The organism is Annamia dubia NIES-4383, from assembly GCF_055394725.1.
The window spans coordinates 3586131-3603108 of the sequence record NZ_AP025630.1; the positions used below are offsets into that span (position 1 = coordinate 3586131).

The window sequence follows — 16978 nt, forward strand, 5'->3', positions numbered from 1 at the left end:
ATCTGTACAAGTGCTTTACACTTCAGAAGTGATAATAAAATTTTTGCGAAATTAATCAAAAAATTAATCAAAAAACCAAATTTAATCAATTCTTTCGCCAAGCCACCAAAATGCAAAAACCCCCTAAATCTGGTAATGTGTTAACACAACCTCGATTTGGGGGATCCCATTTATAGGGATTGGGGATTGGGAATTGGGTATTAAACCCGATTATAACCGCTTTTTTTTTATAATGTAAAGGGCTGTATCTATAATAACCAAGATAATTGTGTTACTAAATCGGGTAAATTATCTTTTTCTGAGCGATATTGATGAAGAATTTTAAGAACATTTTTTGAGTGCAATTTTTGTCCTAATTTTTTTGGTAAAACTAGAGAATAAAGTAAACCTTGATTAGAAAAACCTTCAACAATTACAGAAATAAAAGATAAAGGTGGCTCTCCAAAAGGGGTAAAAAAAATAGGCTTAATTCCTAAAAAATTAATGTCATATACTCCAAATTTAGACCAATTAGTAATCATAAATCTTTGTTGAAGTGGATAGAGTGTTTTTGCAAAAAAACGATTAATTTTAGATAAACCTCCGTAATCTTCAACATATTTTTTTGTTACTTGAAAATCCCCTAAAGATGTAGAATAATTATTAAGATAGTTTCTGATATTTTGGGCTATTTGATAAGAATTATCATCTTTGGATAAGGGTAAGGATAAAAAGTCCACAAAATTACCTATAATATTGGGAGGTAAATTAATTTTAGAGCGATAATTAATGGCAAAAGATAAATTTTTAAATTGTTTTTTTTGATCTAATTGAGCAATGATTGTTAAAATATAAGCACATAAAACATCATTAGTAGATAAATTTTGGCCAGTTTTAACGATAAAATCTTGTTTCATATTTTTTAATTCATCATCTGAAAAATAAATTTGAAATAACATTTTATTTTTGGCATTTATTAAAAAATAAAATAATAGATTGACTATATTTTTTAAAGTAAGATAAATTACTTTAGGGCTTGATTTGTTTTGTTTTGGTAAATTTTGCTCAAGATATTTGTCTCTGTTTTTAACAATTAAAGGTAGATCATACTGTTGTTGATTAGTTGCTTTTGACCATGCTTTCATTAAAGACATAAAACTGCACATATCACCGATACTATGATGCCACGAAATCCCTAAAATCATGCTACCATCATTACAATAATTAACTTGAATTGTTAACAGGGAACTTTGATTGATAATGACTTTTTGATTGTTAATATAATTAATTATTTTTTGTTGCTTGATCAGATGACTATTATTGAGAATTTCGATCATATTATAGGAAATTTCTTGAATAGAAAAAGCCACCCCTTGATTTTGACAATTGATTAATAAATTACCTTGTTGATCTTTTTGTAATCTTCCCGCAAAAATTGGAAAATCATCAAGAATTTTCTCTAAACTATTAATTAATATTTGCTCATCTATACTTTTGGGATAAAAAAACATTACAGAAATCGGAATATTTTTGACTAATTGATCTGTAATATTACAAGTAATTATTTGAGGTTGATGTTGATTCGCTTTAACCAAAAAAGTTTTCATCTTAATTAAGAATTATTTAGGTTTATGTGTAATTATAATTAAATTGTAAGATTAAGTTTTTCTATTTTATTTAACAATTGTCAATTGTCCATTATCAATTGTCAATTGATTAATAACTGTAAAATCACAAGAAAAGTCTCCTCTCCTTAATCAAAAGAGGGTTAGAAAGTTTTGTTAAATTTATGAAACTTTATGGGTGATTTTATATTCTAAGAATTTTGTTATTATGTAATCACGTCTAATTTGTTAAATCAATGATGAAACTACTCAAATCAACATTATCAAAATCTTTAGCTTCTTTAACTATTGGTTTGTTAACCACTGTAACTCCTCTGAGTTTGAATCCGGTCAATGCACAGGCTTTATTTGGACAACAAGAAGTCACTCAAAATAATTTTATTGCGATCGCTAGTCCGGGCGGCCGAGGTTACAGTTTACTGGTTTTAGAACAAATCCCCTCAGGCCGACCCTGTTGGTCTGAAAGTGGCAATACTCCTGTGGTTATTAATCCCTTATTACTAACCTATGACGATTTTACCAGAGATTGTCGTAGAGGAACGGATGGGAACTCCTACTCCATCCGCATTGATGGACAAGACTACGGAAATTATGTATTACGCATCGTACAAAGACAAGGTGAGTTAGTCTTAGTGGGCGCACATCGTCAAGATCGCACTCAACCCGAAATCGTGATCGGACGCACAAGGGGCTTAAGCGCTACGGGTCAGGAATTTTTAAAAATTTTCCTAGATCCGGGCTGGAGATTTACCAAACGAACCTTTGAAGGAAATGTGTTAGGGCATACCTATTTAACAGGTGATACTACGGCGATGGGTAATCCTCCTAATATCACCCCCGGTGTAACTCCACCCCCTGCAACCGCTAGTTTCCGTGATATTAGCAACGATATTTATAAAACGGAAATTGAACAGGCGGTGACATTAGGCTTTATTGCGGGATTTCAAGATGATAATACTTTCCGTCCTCTCCAAGCTGTAACCCGTGAACAAATCGTTTCAATGGTGATAGAAGCTTTAAGTAAAATCCCCGGTACTAATGTAACCGTTCCCACCTCTAACACTACGCGCCCCTATCCCGATGTGGAAAGCAATCGTTGGAGTGCGGCCAAAATCAAATGGGCGAAAGAGAAAAATATTGTCACTGGTTATCCTAATGGCAATTTCAGACCAACTCAAGCTGTAACCCGTGCGGAGTTAATCGTGATTTTGAAAAAGGCTACGGAGTATGCGAGAACTCAAAAAGGTCTAACTACCGAACTGGGACAACCTAACGCTTTATTGAATTTTAGCGATATTGGTGGCCATTGGGGAGCGAATCAAATTACCCAAATGTCAGGTTATTGTCGGGTGGCTTCTGCGGTTAATGAACAGGGAAGTAATTTTCAACCTAACAGTCAATCTTTACGCAACTATGCGGCCGCCGCTACTTTAAGAATGGTAAATTGTATTAAAGCAGGAAATTAAACTGAGGATATAGTCTTAAATATAGAGATGTATGATCCTACGTCTCTATATTAGACTTATTCCATAAGTTAAGTAATCAGTAATAACTAAGAGTATTTATGAAATTATGATTATAATTAATTATTGATAGATAAAATCTTTTCTAATTCTTGAATACGAAGGGTTTTTGCTTGTAATTCTTCTTGAATTTTATTTAATTCTGGTTGATGGTGATAACCGTTATTACAAATATTAATATTACTACTATTTTCTATATTAAAACTATCAGAAATATTAGAAATATAAAATCTTTCCATTGCACTTTTAAAATTAGATTTTTTGATAGTTTCCCCTATTTCATCAGATAAAAGTTTCCATAACTCAGAAGCCACTGTTTTAATATAACCTTCACTACAATTAGAATTTTTAGCAATTTTCGCATATTTGTTTCCCTCAAAAGCCTCTTTTAAAATCTGAATTTGTAGATCATCTAAATGTTTACCCGTTTTATTAAAAATAAGTTGATCTGCTAAATCAGTAATTTCTTGAATATTCATAGTTAAATTAGTCAATGAGTTACATTTATATAATTATACTAAATTTTGCTTATTCCGTCTAATTCTAATAAAAAACCATCTACTGAACCCGATTTAACATTCCCTTCTTGATATTGTTTTCTAACTAAATTAATTTCATCTATTAAATTAATTCTTTTTTGCTCTCTTAGCCTTTTATTTAATATATCTAAAAGCATTTCTTGATCATTTATAGATAAAGATTCTACACTTTCAATTAAATGTTGAAATTGAGATACTTCAGTTGTTAAATTCATAGCTACTTATATTGATGTAGATTATAAAGTTTATTTTAACATCATAACACAAAATCTCGTAAATTTGAGATTGTTACTGGTCATACAGGTTGATTAGGTGTACCACATCGTTCAGCAAAATGGCGTAATTAAATTATAGCATTATAGTTAAGATTAAAATTTTTTATCTATTGACTTCCCTCTCAAATTTGATCTTACCCTCAATAGTTACAGATAACTATAAATATTAAAGTTATGATTATATCTAGCTTTGAGCCTCTCAATCATCTTAATTTTAATTCTTATATTAGATATAATTTACATTTGTTTACTTTATCTATAATTAAGTTTTTCTTATGCAAATCTTACTTTTCCTTACTTTTTCTGACTAAATCTTACTTTTTCTGACTTTTTCGATCACAAATTAATTGGTATTTTATAACTCAAAAATACATTTTTAAGTTATAAATAAAATAAAGATAATAATTATTTATGATTAGTTTTTTGCTAATAGGAGCTAATTTTATGTTAAAATCCTTCGTCAAAATTTTACTTGTATCAATAGGGCTAACAATTATTAGTAATTTTAATTTTGTTAAAGCTCAAGAATATTCCGGTTGTTGGATGGTTGATAGTCAAGGAAATTATCTTGACTTGACAGAGTCCATTTGTGGGATTACAGAAGAAGATTTATTGCAACAAAACTCTACTTCTTCTGAATTTCAAGGACTGCAAGATATTATTGATTTTTATGACCAGCAACTATTAAGAAATGAAGAAGTAAAAAATAATACACAATTCGATCAACAATTTGCTCAAGAATTACAAGCGAGAATTTTAGCAGAAGAAAATGAAAATATAAGGGAAATGTTAGTAGACAATTTTAATATTGTGGGTGCTGATATTTATATTGAATTAGGAAAAATAATTTGTTCAACGAGAATTTTAGGAGGTTCAACTAATGAATTAATATCAGATAAGTGGAGAAATAGTGTTGTTGATCTAACAATGTTTAATCTATCTTATGAAGTCGGCGAAAAATATTTTTGTCCTGAATTAAACCGTTAAAATACTTTTTGGAGATAATTATGTGTAATCAAAATAATAAATACAGTGATCCTAATTTTTTGATGCTGGAAATTTGGAAAGAAGCACAATCACAACAAAAAAATTTCAATGATCTTCTTTTCCGCATTCGTAATATAGCCTTTGTTTTTACTGGCTCTATTCTTGTTTTTTCAGGTGCAGTAATTAGATTTAATCAAGATAGTGAAATTAATAAAATATATCCTATTATTGGCATTATATTATTAATAGCTTGTGTACCTTGGTTATCTTTATATATTTTAGATCGTTATTATTATCATATTCTTCTTAGAGGATCGGTTAAAATATCAAAAGAAATTGAAGAAAAATATTTTAAAACTTTAAATATTCCATTATTATCAAAAGAAATTATTGAAATTAATCGAAATCATAAAGTTTTGTTTTGCTTAGAATCTGGTGGGAAAAAAGTTACATTATTTTATGGTTTGCCAATGACAATTATGTTAATTATGGGACTTTCTTTACTCGGAAAAACAAATTTTATCATAAATATATTAAGTGGTATTATTTTATTAATAATTCTATTTATTTATGATTATAAAGATAAAGATGAATTAAAACTTGATTAAGAGAATATAATTATATTATCTTAATTTATAATGGGGTAATTTTTCCCATAAATTAACTTCTAATAATTTAATTTTCTGAAAATGCCCACCCTACAATTATTAACTTTACTTTATATATCGAGGTGCTATTATGTTAAAGGAAATCGCTGAAACATCGATCAACTTAATATCGGATGCGGCTGATGAAACTGGATTGCCAAAACCAATTAAAGGAGCTATTAAAGGCTCTACTTGGGTTACTGGATTACTTGTTGCTGGTGCTATATCAGGGACAGCACCAGTTACAATGAGTGTTTTGGCTGGTGGTGCTATTATAGGTGCTATTGGTGGTTTAATAACTTCCGATAGTATAATAAATGATAAAAAAAATTCATTTCGTGTTAAAAATACGGTAAAACCAACCTATTATAAAACCAACAATTTGGTTAAAAATAGTTCTTCATTTTTTGGTAATATTGCTAAAGGAATCAGTGGAGCAGTAGGAGATTTTTTAGACTCTTTTAAAAGTGCTGAAGAATTTTGTTTAAGAGGTTTAGAAAAATCAGAAAATGGTGATTTTTCGGGTGCAATTGGTGATTTGACTGAAGCAATTAAACTTAATCCTAATTTAACTAATGCTTACTTTTTTAGAGGTTGTATTTATTCAGATCAACAACGATATAATGACGCAATTTATGACTTTTCTCAAACTATTAAATTAGATGAAACTTTTACTGCGGCTTATGATAATCGTGGTCATATTTATGCGGTTAAAGGTGAATATAAAAAGGCACTTTCTGATTATAATAAAAGTATTTCAATAGATTCAACTGATCCTGATATTTTCTATAGACGAGGACGAATTTATCTCGAATTAGAAGAATTTGAACAAGCTTATGATGATTTTTCAATAGTTATTAATCTTGTCCCAAATTGTGAAGATGCTTTTTATTTAAGAGGTTGTATATCTTTAGAATTAGAAGAACATGATCAGGCAATTAATGATTTAGATCAAGTTATTAAAATTAATCCTAATTATGATTTAGATGTTTACTTTAAAAAAGCTTTAGCATTTATTGAATTAGAAGATTATGATCAAGCGATCGCTAATTTTAGTTATGTTATTAGTCAAGATAAAAATGATATACAGGCTTATTTTCTCAGAGGTTGTCTATATATAGATTTAGAAAAATCTCAAAATGCAATTAATGATTTTACTCAAGTTATAGCTATAGATAAAAATAATATTAATGGTTATTTATATCGAGGTGATTGTTATTTAGAAATAGCAGAAAATAAAAAGGCGATCGAAGATTTTAATAAAGCAATTGAAATTAAACCTAATGAGACTGAACCTTATTTTTATCGTGCCAATGCTTACACAATTACTAAACAATATCATAAAGCAATCAAAGATTGTCAGAAAATTATAGAATTAGAACCTAATAATCTGAAAGTTTATGTTTATTTAGGCTCTATTTATTATGAAAAAAAAGACTTTAAAAAAGCAATTGAAAATTATCATAAAGCTCTTGGTTTTTTCAAAAAGAAGGAATGAAAGAACAGGTTAAAAATTTACAAGCAGAAATTAGAAAAATACAAGAAGAAATAAAAAATACTCCTTGGTGGGGTAAAAAACTTTTTTAATATTTTAAAAGGAAAAACAACTATGATTATTAAAGAAAAAATTAAACTTTTATTATTGATTATAATACCATCTCTAATTATCATACTAATCGGTATTTTAGAGATTAAATATCCTAATGCCATGAAAGGATTTGATGATGGTTATACTGGGAGACATTTTGCTGGTTTTCTTCTATTAATAATTGAGTTATTTTTGCTCATTACTTGGGGAAAAATAACTGGAATTATTACCATAATTTTTACATTACTGATTATGAGTATTTGTATTATGACCGTTATCAAAGATTCCGAATTAGAATCAACCGAAAACAATCAAATATTAATATCAAAAACCAGAAAATTTATTACAAATAAAAGTAAATCTTTCTTTAAAAAAGACTGAATTAATTAAGATGATTATTTCTTTATTTTTTAATATTTGTTATTTCTATAATTATTAAGGTTTCTATTATGTCTAATCAAGAAAACATTTTACAACAAGCAAAATCTGGTAATCCTCAAGCCATTAGTCAGTTATTAAATAAATCTTTAACAGCTAAAGGTATTACTATTGTTAAACACGAATTAAACAATAATTGTTTAACTTTAGTGTTAGAATCTGATAAAAGTTTTAATAGTGCTACTCAATCTAAAATAGTTAGTTTTATTGAAAGTAATCTCGTAAAATTAGATGTTAGTGGTATTAGTTCGGTGGTTGTATGTGGTAAATTAACAACAGAAGATCCACCTAGTTGGCAAAAAGAATTTAGTTTAGTTTCTGGTTTTGATGATATAGATATTGATGATAATATACAGACATCTAATAATGATCAAAATGAGAATAATAACTTAGAAAATGCTAATAATGAAGATCATAATTTAATAATTCAGAAATTAGAAGAAAAATATGAACAAGATAAAGGATTGATTATGGAAAAATATCATAAGGAATCAGAGAAAATTATAAACACTATTAAATCTATAAATAAAGAGATAGAGCAAAATAATATATCAATTAAAAATATAAAAAATATGCCCCCTGTATTAAATTTTATTGATTCCGGTTTTTTTGGGGTATTTATTTTTATTTTAGTAATATTTATTTTTTCGATCGCCAATGATCTTGCTTCAAATTTTTTATATATTGTTGGTATATTGATGATCATTATTTATGGTTATTTAAAAATCATATATTTGTCAAATAATCCTAAAATATCTCAAAAAAGGAAACTAGACAGTATAATTTCTAATTTACAACAACAGAAAACAGAATTAGACAAAAATTTTGATAATTTAAACAAAGAATTTAATCTAAAACTAGAAAATTTATCTAGTAATCTCGATAAAGATAAAGCTATATATGAATGTCAAAATTTTAAAACAAACTTAGCTAATTTATGTTTAGAAGAATTTATGAAAGTTAATGCTAGATTAGATATAGGTGTCAGTTATGTAACAATTAGTGAAGTCATTGCACCTGCAAAATTAGCTGTAACTAAATTTGAAAAATCTTCTGATTATAATGTTTGTCCATATTTAAGTGATTTAATTAAAAAGACAATATTATGTTATCAACTATCTGCTCAAGGTTTCAAAAATAAAGTAGAAAACAACTATTTTGGCGAATTTAATGATGCTCAAATATGGGAAATACTAAGATCACATTTTGATAATGTAGAAGGTGAATCTGTTATTCATGCTAGTTGGCAAAAAGCAGGAGAATGTACTGAGAAAATTGCTCAAATTTTAAATTAATTAAGTTTTGTAAAGTGGGCATTTTTTCTATAAATTAACTTTTTAAAATTTAATTTTCTGAAAATGCCCACCCCACAATTTTAGAAAAATTAATTAAAATATGAGTTTCTCTTTATCTTAATTTACAATTGACAATTAATAGGTTAAGTCGGTTTACCAAGGCTAAAAAGAGGAAAAATGTGCTTTATTTCCATCTTTAATTTTTAAATAGAGTTAATTGTCAATTTTTGAAGAATGATTTGGCGTTAACAATGGGTAATTTTAGCATTATAATTTTAATAAAAATACAAAAGTAAATTATTAACATTTTTTGATCTTTATTATATTATGATTAAATTAGATTTCATTGATTTAATACCCTTATTGGGAATGTTAGCTGTAACTTTAACTCTTTCTATTTGGCAAAAATTAGAGTTAGAAAATCAATTAATTATAGCGAGTGGACGATCGATCTTACAATTATTATTAGTAGGTTATCTTTTAGATTTCATTTTTGCAATTAATCAACCCTTACCCGTAGTCATTATTTTAATGATTATGTTAACGATCGCCTCTCAAGTAATTAAAAATAATATTAGTAAGGAAATTAAAGGTTTATTTCCCATTGTTTTTGGCTCAATTTTTATTAGTAGTTTATTTACTTTAAGTTATACTTTAATCTTAATTATTCAACCTAAAACATGGTATGAACCTCAATATTTAATTTCTTTAACTGGTTTAGTCTTAGGAAATACGATGAATAGTGCTTCTTTAGCCGGAGAAAGATTAGCCAGTAATATTAAAAATAATCGTCTTGAAATTGAAACTTTTTTGAGTTTGGGGGCAACTCCTTTAGACGCAATTAAAAATTATAGAAAACAGGCAATTAGAGTTAGTTTGATCCCGACTTTAAATAATATGATGGTGATGGGTTTAGTCAGTTTACCCGGCATTTTTACAGGTCAAATATTAGCAGGTGCAAACCCCCTTGAGGCCTCATCTTATCAAATTTTAATTTTATTTATGATTGTAGTTGCTAATTTAATTATGACTTCTTTAATTACAACAGGAGTTTATCGTAAATTTTTTAATCAAGACTTACAATTAATTGAAAATTAACAAAGCCTGTCGGCACAGGCTTTGTTTTTATTGATTAAATAAATATTCATCAGGTAAGTTACTAACAGACCTTTCGAGAGTAGCTAGAGATAAATTATAATCAACAATTGCCCTTAATAAATTACCTCTAGCTCTAGTTAAATCAGTTTGAGAATTAATTACATCTGTTTGAGTACCCACTCCTGCACCAAATCTTAAACGCGCTAATTCTAAACTTTCTTGTGCTAAATTAACTGACTCATTAGCAGTTTGGATATTTTGTAAATTAGCCTGTAAATTATAATAAGCTTCTTCCACTTCAAAACGAATTTTATTTCTTTGATCTGTGAACTGAGTTTCAGCCAGATCTTGATCAATTTCATTTTGTTCCACTCTCGCTTTTGCTTTTCCACCATCAAATAAAGTCCATTGTAAATTAACTCCTAATTGAAAGCCATCAGTAGGAGGTAAATCATCATCTAATACACCTAAAAGATCATAATTAGCAAAGAAATTTATTTCAGGTTTAATGTTAGAATCGTCCACAATTTGTTGATTTTCTTCAATCGTTCTTTGAGTTAAAAATTGCTCTAATTCTGAACGATTACGATAAGCTTTAATAATACTATCTTCTAAACTACAAGACCATTGTTTGGTTACTAAAATTTGATCGGCCGCAAATACTTCCGCCTGTTGTGCTAAACTCAATCTTTGAGTCAATTGTCTTCTGGCAACTTTTTGTTGTGCGATCGCGCTAATTAATTTTTGTTGAGCATCGGCTAAGTCCACCCTAGAGCGCAAAACATCAAATTTCGTCCCCAAACCCGCTTCCTCCAATAATTTCGCATCGCGCAAACTGGTGATCGCATTTTCCACCGCTTGAGTTTGAATACCCACATCCGCATCGGCACTTTGCAATTTATAATAGTCCGTTGTCACATCAAGTCTTACTTTTTCCTTAACTTTTTCATACTCTAATCTATTAAATTCGATTTGAGCCTCAGCAATTCTCACTTGAGCCTCTGTACTTCCTGCATTATAAAGATTATAATTGAGATTGATTCGACTGGTAAGAGTGGTACTGATGGTATCCCCATCGCCGTTACCAAAGGGAGATGCTTTAATGGATAATTCCCGACTAGATGAATCATTGCGATTAAAAGCACTTTCAAAGCTAACGGTGGGATACCTTCCGGCGATCGCCTCCTGTAACACCCATTGTGAGCGTTCTAAATTTAGTTGAGCAACTTGCAATTCCTGATTATTTTGTTGTCCCAACTCGATCGCCTGTTGTAAAGTAATTGCCCTGATATGATTGGTACTAACTTCCTCTGATTGGGTAGGAAATAACAGAGGATTAGCATTAGGCTCAACATCCTCTAATTTACTTAAAAGTTGTTCGGGATCAACATCAGGGCTTAATTGAGTCACATAAAAATCCAATTCTAAAGGTTGAACACAAGCAGAAAGATTCTCATAATTGGATTGATTATTTTGGGCTAAATTAATATCAGAATTAGAGGGATTATTTTCAGGGGAAATTAAATTTTCTTGGTGTATATTTTCAGGGTAATTATTACTAGAATTAGTGGAAAGATTAGAATTATTTTCTGTGTTTAAATCAGAATTTAGGGCTTCAATAAGATTAACCCCGATGTGATCATTACCGATGTGATCAGGGGTAAGATGTTGACTAGAAGTTAGATCTGTTACAGAATCAAAGAGGGAGTCATTAATCTGGAAAAGAGGAGTTTCTTGGGCGCTCACTTTAGCTCCAAGGATTAAACTAAGAATAAGACCAGTGCTAATGTTTGTTAAACTATAAACAGAAAAAATAGACTTATTAAAAAAATAATTCATCACTAAATACACAAAGAAAAATGATACAAAAAATTGGATTATTAAGAGGAGCAACTTACCCTTTTCGAGTGATCGCTTTATTTTGGCGATCGCCCAAACTATGGCCATATTTAATTATGCCCATTGTGGTAAATTTCATCATAGGAACTATATTTTATAGTGCTGTTACCTTTTTTGGATGGCAAGAAATGGGAGATTTAATCACCTCTCTAAGCATTTGGCTAGAAAGAATAACAGCAGATTTACCAAGTTGGTTAGAATTTCTAACTGTAATTATACTGAGTTTAGCTAATCTTTTGCGTGTGATCTTAATTTTGGTACTATTGATGATCACAGGTTTAATCTTTTTACAACTAGGAGTAATTTTAGGTGCGCCTTGGTATGGCAAACTTTCCGAAGCATTAGAAAGAAATTATACAGGAACAGTGGAAAATATAGAAGTTGGAATTATTAAAGATATTGGCAGAGCAATTTTATTTGAACTAAAAAAATTAATTTTAATTATTAGCGTTACCATCCCCCTTTTAATCATAAATTTTTTACCCTTAATCGGCACTATTATTTCAACCATTGGGAGTTTTATTTTAAGTGGAACAATTGTTTGTTTAGACTTTTTTGACTCACCCTTAGAAAGAAGACGATTAAAATTTCGTTCAAAATTACAATTTATTATTCAAAGTTTACCCGCTAGTGCTACCTTTAGTGCGGTTTGTTTATTATTAATTAGTATTCCCCTGTTAAATTTAATAACTATCCCTATTTGTATAGCATCAGGCACATTATTTTTTTGTGACTTAAGTTTAATAAAAAAAGACAAAAAACCAGAATCTTTCAATGGTTAATTAATAGAAACTAGGTTAAAATTTAACCGATCAAAATAGCCTAGTTTTGATCCGTGCCATCTCAAAAAAAATCAAAATTAATGAATAAAAAAACGATCGCTTAAGGTTATAGCGATCGCTTTTATAATATGAAAAAATGAAGTTCAAAATTAATTAAACAGTAGCTGGGACTTTAGACTCAGCAGTTAAACGCTCATAAGTTTCGCGCATTTTTAACCCAACTAAAACTTGGAATAAACCAGTACCATTATTAGAGCCGGGATAATCCTTATGTTTAGTTAAAAGTTCAGTCATTTCACCATAATATTTAGTAGAAGTCTTGCTTAAATGACTCTCAACATAGATCATTTCTTCAAGATTATCAAATTGACCGTCCACCTCTAACACAGAGACTTCATTGCCAAAATAGTTATCAGGCCCATAGAATAATTTAATACCCGGATAAGAACAAGTTAACTTACGGCCACAAGGTCTCCAGTCAATAGTTGAACCCTCATCAAATAGATAAACAGGCTCAAAATTTTCTACTCCTTCTTTTTGAACAAGACGAACTCTGAGGATTTTACCCTCTTTTTCATCCTTAATTAACTCAGTGGGTAAAACTTGAATTACCACATCAGCGTATTGTCTTTGAGGCTCAATATAAGCAGTAAAATCAGGTTTTCTGGCATTAATAGACGCAAGAATATCATCATAAGTGTGACCACGTTCGGCCATATCACGCTGAATTTTCCATTTGATTTTAACCTCATCAGAAATATCTAAATAAACGCTAAAATCAACTAAAGAACGCACACGCTCATCATAAAGGGGATGTAGCCCTTCAATTACAATAACTTTATTCGGTTCGATGCGCTCAGGAGGATCAATTTCTCCTGTTTCATGGTTATAAATAGGTTTATCAATGGCTTGACCACTTTTTAAAGCTTTGATCTGTTCGGCCATTAAATCAAAATTATTGGCTTTAGGATCAAGTGCAGTCACACCAGCTTCTTTTCTGCCTCTACGATCTAAACTATGATAGTCGTCTAAACAGATCACCGTCATAAATTCTTCACCAAATAAATCAGTTAAACGGCGTAAAAAAGTTGATTTACCACAGCCAGAATCTCCAGCCACACCAATAATAACCACACGATCGCACTGATTTGTCATAATTACCCTCTAATGAATGAAAAAGTAAAATTTAATCTTATTTTATATTTAGCAGTCCACCTTGATTAGAAAGTTAATTCTCAGTCTCAAAGTAGAAATAGCATTAAAAATTAAAAGAAAGTTTACCATAATAACGGACTACTACCCCGATCAAAATTATTGTCAAATTTATTCAATCAATAATTTTGGGATCATCAGTTAATTTAGGCATTTTATCATTTATTGTTCAAATATAATAAAGGATCCTGTGCTACCCATCCTTGGGGCGATGATAAGCGCACTTCAAAATGTAAATGGGTTAGCTCAATATCTCCTGTGCCTGTTGTACCTACTAAACCAATGATTTGACCCCCTTCGATCGTTTCTCCCACCATCACCTTAATCTGTTCTAAATGGGCATAACGAGTTTGTTTGCCATCTTGATGATTAATCACAATTAAATTACCATAATTGCCTTGTACCCCCGCAAAAGCCACAATTCCATCTTCTGTAGCTTGAACTGGCTGTGCGACTTGAGCCAGAAGATCAACCCCACTATGAAAAAAACTCTCGCCGTTTTCTGGATTGATGAGCCAACCGTAATTTAAACCGATTTGTGCTGGTTGAGTAAGGGGATAAAATGAAATTGTAGCCTGATTATTTTCCCTAATTTCCCGATTTGGTTCGGAAAATGAATAATTACTTGTCCAAGTAATCCCAGGAATAAAAACTCTTGTCGAAACGGAGTTACACCCATTTAATTCAAATAAAACATCCGCGCGCACTCCATAATTTGAGGCTAGATCCTGCCATGTTGCACCCGATGGTGGATTAATAATCATGCCATTAAAAGGGGGAATTTTGATGTTTTTTCCGGTTAAGGGTGGGGTGTTTAAATTAGGATTAACTCTGATTAAGGTTTCTGTTACCAGATTGTAACGATCTGCGATGGCCTCAAGGGTATCATTAGATTGGATGGTATATTCCTCCATTCTTGACCAGATCGAGTTGGGACAAAGTTCGGTTTGAGCTATGGCGCGATCGCCGCTCAAGGGCAAAATTAAGACACTCGGAATTAAAGAACAAAGTAATGGAAAATAATTTATTTTTTTCATCAGTCAGATCGATGGGAAAGAGCTAAATAGATAGCTTGGGTTTCAAAAGTCGGGGATTGTTAAAATTTCCCACTTTTTATTCAAAAATAAAACAAAAGGCGAAGCATACTTCGCCCGAACTACAAACAAATTTTAGAAAGTTATTTTAACGGAACATAATACTAACAGAACTATCTTCATGGATCCGCCAAATGGTTTCACCAAGTAAATTAGCCACCGATAAAACTTTTAATTGTTCAAAATGTTGATCTTTGGGGACAGGAATTGTATTAGTAACAATTACTTCCTCAAAATCACCACCGGATAAACGATCAATGGCCGGCCCAGAAAAGACTGCATGGGTAGCACAGGCATAAACTTGTCTTGCTCCCTCTTTGCGTAATAATTTTGCTCCTTCAAGGATCGTTCCGGCCGTATCAATCATATCATCAACTAAAACGGCGGTTTTTCCCTTCACATCACCAATTAAATTCATCACCTCAGCCACATTATGGGCTTGACGACGTTTATCAATGATGGCAAGGGGAGCATCATTTAATTTTTTAGCAAAAGCTCTGGCTCTGGCTACACCTCCCACGTCTGGAGAAACTACCACTAAATCAGATAATTGCTTACTAATGAGATAATCTAAAATAACAGGAGAACCATAAACATGATCTAAAGGAATATCAAAATAGCCTTGGATCTGGGAAGAATGTAAATCCATTGCTAAAATGCGGTTAGCTCCTGCTTCTGTGATTAAATTGGCTACTAATTTAGCTGTAATAGATTCTCTCCCTGCTGTTTTGCGATCGGCTCTAGCATAGCCGTAATAGGGAATAACGGCGGTAATTTGACGAGCTGATGCTCTACGACAAGCATCAATCATGATCAACAATTCCATGAGGTGATCATTGACCGGATAACAACAGGGTTGAATTAGGTAAACATCACAGCCCCTAATGGATTCCTGAATTTGAACATATAATTCCCCATCAGCAAATTGTTTGCGAATCATTGGCCCAAGATCCATGCCCAAATACCGAGCGACTTCTTGGGCAAGGGGAATATTGGACGAACCGGAAAATAGCCGCAAACGGTTATTTTCTGAAAGAGACGGCAAAAAGGATGTTTGTTGCAGTGTTAATGTTGTAGAAAGGCTCACGGTAGTTTTTTAACCTCTAGTTCAGGTTAATGTTATCATCTAGGTTAACTAGATTATATAAAAAAATACTCAAATAAGTTCAATTTGATCTTTTTTTTTTTAGATTTTAGTCATTGGTCATTGCTTATTGGTGATTATTCATTATCAATTATCAATTATTAATTATCCATTGTGTTCATGAGCAAATCATTATTAATTGTCGGAACTAATACCGATGTGGGTAAAACTATTTTAACTGCTTGTTTAAGTGTCTATTTACAAAAATATCAACATCAAAAAAGTTTTTCTATTCTTAAATTAATGCAAACAGGAGTAGGTGATTATGAGTTTTATTCCCAATTAAATTTACCCATTGTTGTACCTTTAAGGTTTTCTGCTCCCCTTGCTCCCCCTGTGGCGGCACAGTTAGAGGGGAAAACGGTTGATTTAAAATTAGTTTGGCAAGAATTAGTCAATTTACAGAGTCAAAAAGATTTTCTTTTAGTTGAGGCTTTAGGAGGATTAGGCTCACCTGTGACAGAGGAGTTAACGGTGGCGGATCTAGCGGGGGAATGGCGTTTAGAGACGGTTTTAGTGGCGGATGTGCGTTTAGGTGCGATCGCGCAAATTGTGGCCAATGTGGCTTTAGCTCGTCAAGCTAAAATTAAATTAAAGGGAATTATTTTAAATTGTGTGCAAGAAATTACCCCCGAAGAATTAGAAAATTTAGCCCCAAAAAGATTAATTGAAAATTTAACAAATATGCCAATTTTAGGAGTAATTCCCTATTTAAAAAATTGTCAAGATTTACATCAATTAACCCAAGTTGCATCTAATTTAGATTTAGAAATGTTACTAAGTAAATAACTATTAAAATTGATTGATTAAATTAGAAATTTAATCACAGTTTTCCATATTACAAATACTTCAG

Annotated in this window: 16 protein-coding genes; 9 read left to right on the forward strand and 7 right to left on the reverse strand. The window is 30.8% G+C overall.

Annotated features, from left to right (window positions below; translation table 11 throughout):
- Positions 1 to 248: 248 nt before the first annotated feature.
- A complete protein-coding gene (locus Anndu_RS16085; protein WP_464102159.1) occupies positions 249 to 1586 on the reverse strand; it encodes an acyltransferase in 1338 nt (445 codons plus the stop codon).
- 254 nt (positions 1587 to 1840) lie between these two features.
- Here Anndu_RS16085 and Anndu_RS16090 point away from each other — a divergent pair, with 254 nt between their 5' ends.
- Positions 1841 to 3070, forward strand: a complete 1230-nt coding sequence (locus Anndu_RS16090) for a DUF3747 domain-containing protein (RefSeq protein ID WP_464102160.1) — start codon at positions 1841 to 1843, stop codon at positions 3068 to 3070.
- Between the two features lie 116 nt (positions 3071 to 3186).
- Here the strand turns inward: Anndu_RS16090 and Anndu_RS16095 are convergent, their stop codons facing one another.
- Entirely contained in the window at positions 3187 to 3606 is a 420-nt protein-coding gene (locus tag Anndu_RS16095) for a hypothetical protein (RefSeq protein WP_464102161.1), read from the reverse strand.
- A 38-nt stretch (positions 3607 to 3644) separates the two neighbouring features.
- Complete coding sequence (locus Anndu_RS16100; protein WP_464102162.1) at positions 3645 to 3881, reverse strand: hypothetical protein; 237 nt, start codon at positions 3879 to 3881, stop codon at positions 3645 to 3647.
- Between the two features lie 504 nt (positions 3882 to 4385).
- Here Anndu_RS16100 and Anndu_RS16105 point away from each other — a divergent pair.
- The 6 genes from Anndu_RS16105 to Anndu_RS16130 all read left to right on the forward strand — a co-directional run bounded on the left by Anndu_RS16105 (position 4386) and on the right by Anndu_RS16130 (position 9994).
- A complete protein-coding gene (locus Anndu_RS16105) occupies positions 4386 to 4928 on the forward strand; it encodes a hypothetical protein (protein WP_464102163.1) in 543 nt (180 codons plus the stop codon).
- 20 nt (positions 4929 to 4948) lie between these two features.
- A complete protein-coding gene (locus Anndu_RS16110) occupies positions 4949 to 5536 on the forward strand; it encodes a hypothetical protein (RefSeq protein WP_464102164.1) in 588 nt (195 codons plus the stop codon).
- A 130-nt stretch (positions 5537 to 5666) separates the two neighbouring features.
- The gene (locus Anndu_RS16115) at positions 5667 to 7073 is read left to right on the forward strand and encodes a tetratricopeptide repeat protein (RefSeq protein WP_464102165.1); all 1407 of its coding nucleotides are present in this window, start codon (positions 5667 to 5669) and stop codon (positions 7071 to 7073) included.
- A 111-nt stretch (positions 7074 to 7184) separates the two neighbouring features.
- Positions 7185 to 7544, forward strand: coding sequence for a hypothetical protein (locus Anndu_RS16120; RefSeq protein ID WP_464102166.1), 360 nt, complete (start codon positions 7185 to 7187; stop codon positions 7542 to 7544).
- A 68-nt stretch (positions 7545 to 7612) separates the two neighbouring features.
- A complete protein-coding gene (locus Anndu_RS16125) occupies positions 7613 to 8896 on the forward strand; it encodes a hypothetical protein (RefSeq protein ID WP_464102167.1) in 1284 nt (427 codons plus the stop codon).
- Positions 8897 to 9223: 327 nt separating this feature from the next.
- Complete coding sequence (locus Anndu_RS16130) at positions 9224 to 9994, forward strand: ABC transporter permease (protein ID WP_464102168.1); 771 nt, start codon at positions 9224 to 9226, stop codon at positions 9992 to 9994.
- Positions 9995 to 10021: 27 nt separating this feature from the next.
- Here Anndu_RS16130 and Anndu_RS16135 read toward each other — a convergent pair whose 3' ends face one another.
- The gene (locus tag Anndu_RS16135; protein ID WP_464102169.1) at positions 10022 to 11833 is read right to left on the reverse strand and encodes a TolC family protein; all 1812 of its coding nucleotides are present in this window, start codon (positions 11831 to 11833) and stop codon (positions 10022 to 10024) included.
- A 20-nt stretch (positions 11834 to 11853) separates the two neighbouring features.
- Between Anndu_RS16135 and Anndu_RS16140 the strand changes: the two genes are divergently transcribed.
- Positions 11854 to 12675: an EI24 domain-containing protein gene (locus Anndu_RS16140; RefSeq protein WP_464102170.1), complete on the forward strand. Its 822-nt coding sequence runs from the start codon at positions 11854 to 11856 to the stop codon at positions 12673 to 12675.
- Positions 12676 to 12828: 153 nt separating this feature from the next.
- On the opposite strand, the gene Anndu_RS16145 is transcribed toward Anndu_RS16140, so the two are convergent.
- The 3 genes from Anndu_RS16145 to Anndu_RS16155 all read right to left on the reverse strand — a co-directional run bounded on the left by Anndu_RS16145 (position 12829) and on the right by Anndu_RS16155 (position 16068).
- Positions 12829 to 13830: a phosphoribulokinase gene (locus tag Anndu_RS16145; RefSeq protein ID WP_464102171.1), complete on the reverse strand. Its 1002-nt coding sequence runs from the start codon at positions 13828 to 13830 to the stop codon at positions 12829 to 12831.
- Positions 13831 to 14045: 215 nt separating this feature from the next.
- Positions 14046 to 14924 carry a LysM peptidoglycan-binding domain-containing M23 family metallopeptidase gene (locus Anndu_RS16150; protein ID WP_464102172.1) on the reverse strand — a complete coding sequence of 293 codons (879 nt, stop codon included), beginning with the start codon at positions 14922 to 14924 and terminating at the stop codon, positions 14046 to 14048.
- A gap of 145 nt (positions 14925 to 15069) precedes the next feature.
- Positions 15070 to 16068: a ribose-phosphate pyrophosphokinase gene (locus tag Anndu_RS16155; protein WP_464102173.1), complete on the reverse strand. Its 999-nt coding sequence runs from the start codon at positions 16066 to 16068 to the stop codon at positions 15070 to 15072.
- Between the two features lie 177 nt (positions 16069 to 16245).
- Here Anndu_RS16155 and bioD point away from each other — a divergent pair, with 177 nt between their 5' ends.
- Positions 16246 to 16914 carry a dethiobiotin synthase gene (gene bioD / locus Anndu_RS16160; RefSeq protein ID WP_464102174.1) on the forward strand — a complete coding sequence of 223 codons (669 nt, stop codon included), beginning with the start codon at positions 16246 to 16248 and terminating at the stop codon, positions 16912 to 16914.
- The last annotated feature ends 64 nt before the right edge of the window (positions 16915 to 16978 follow it).

Bases quoted from the DNA above. Each gene is read 5' to 3' on its own strand.
- Anndu_RS16085 (WP_464102159.1), bottom strand. From the start codon at position 1,586: ATGAAAACTTTTTTGGTTAAAGCGAATCAACATCAACCTCAAATAATT.
- Anndu_RS16090 (WP_464102160.1), top strand. From the start codon at position 1,841: ATGATGAAACTACTCAAATCAACATTATCAAAATCTTTAGCTTCTTTA.
- Anndu_RS16095 (WP_464102161.1), bottom strand. From the start codon at position 3,606: ATGAATATTCAAGAAATTACTGATTTAGCAGATCAACTTATTTTTAAT.
- Anndu_RS16100 (WP_464102162.1), bottom strand. From the start codon at position 3,881: ATGAATTTAACAACTGAAGTATCTCAATTTCAACATTTAATTGAAAGT.
- Anndu_RS16105 (WP_464102163.1), top strand. From the start codon at position 4,386: ATGTTAAAATCCTTCGTCAAAATTTTACTTGTATCAATAGGGCTAACA.
- Anndu_RS16110 (WP_464102164.1), top strand. From the start codon at position 4,949: ATGTGTAATCAAAATAATAAATACAGTGATCCTAATTTTTTGATGCTG.
- Anndu_RS16115 (WP_464102165.1), top strand. From the start codon at position 5,667: ATGTTAAAGGAAATCGCTGAAACATCGATCAACTTAATATCGGATGCG.
- Anndu_RS16120 (WP_464102166.1), top strand. From the start codon at position 7,185: ATGATTATTAAAGAAAAAATTAAACTTTTATTATTGATTATAATACCA.
- Anndu_RS16125 (WP_464102167.1), top strand. From the start codon at position 7,613: ATGTCTAATCAAGAAAACATTTTACAACAAGCAAAATCTGGTAATCCT.
- Anndu_RS16130 (WP_464102168.1), top strand. From the start codon at position 9,224: ATGATTAAATTAGATTTCATTGATTTAATACCCTTATTGGGAATGTTA.
- Anndu_RS16135 (WP_464102169.1), bottom strand. From the start codon at position 11,833: ATGAATTATTTTTTTAATAAGTCTATTTTTTCTGTTTATAGTTTAACA.
- Anndu_RS16140 (WP_464102170.1), top strand. From the start codon at position 11,854: ATGATACAAAAAATTGGATTATTAAGAGGAGCAACTTACCCTTTTCGA.
- Anndu_RS16145 (WP_464102171.1), bottom strand. From the start codon at position 13,830: ATGACAAATCAGTGCGATCGTGTGGTTATTATTGGTGTGGCTGGAGAT.
- Anndu_RS16150 (WP_464102172.1), bottom strand. From the start codon at position 14,924: ATGAAAAAAATAAATTATTTTCCATTACTTTGTTCTTTAATTCCGAGT.
- bioD (WP_464102174.1), top strand. From the start codon at position 16,246: ATGAGCAAATCATTATTAATTGTCGGAACTAATACCGATGTGGGTAAA.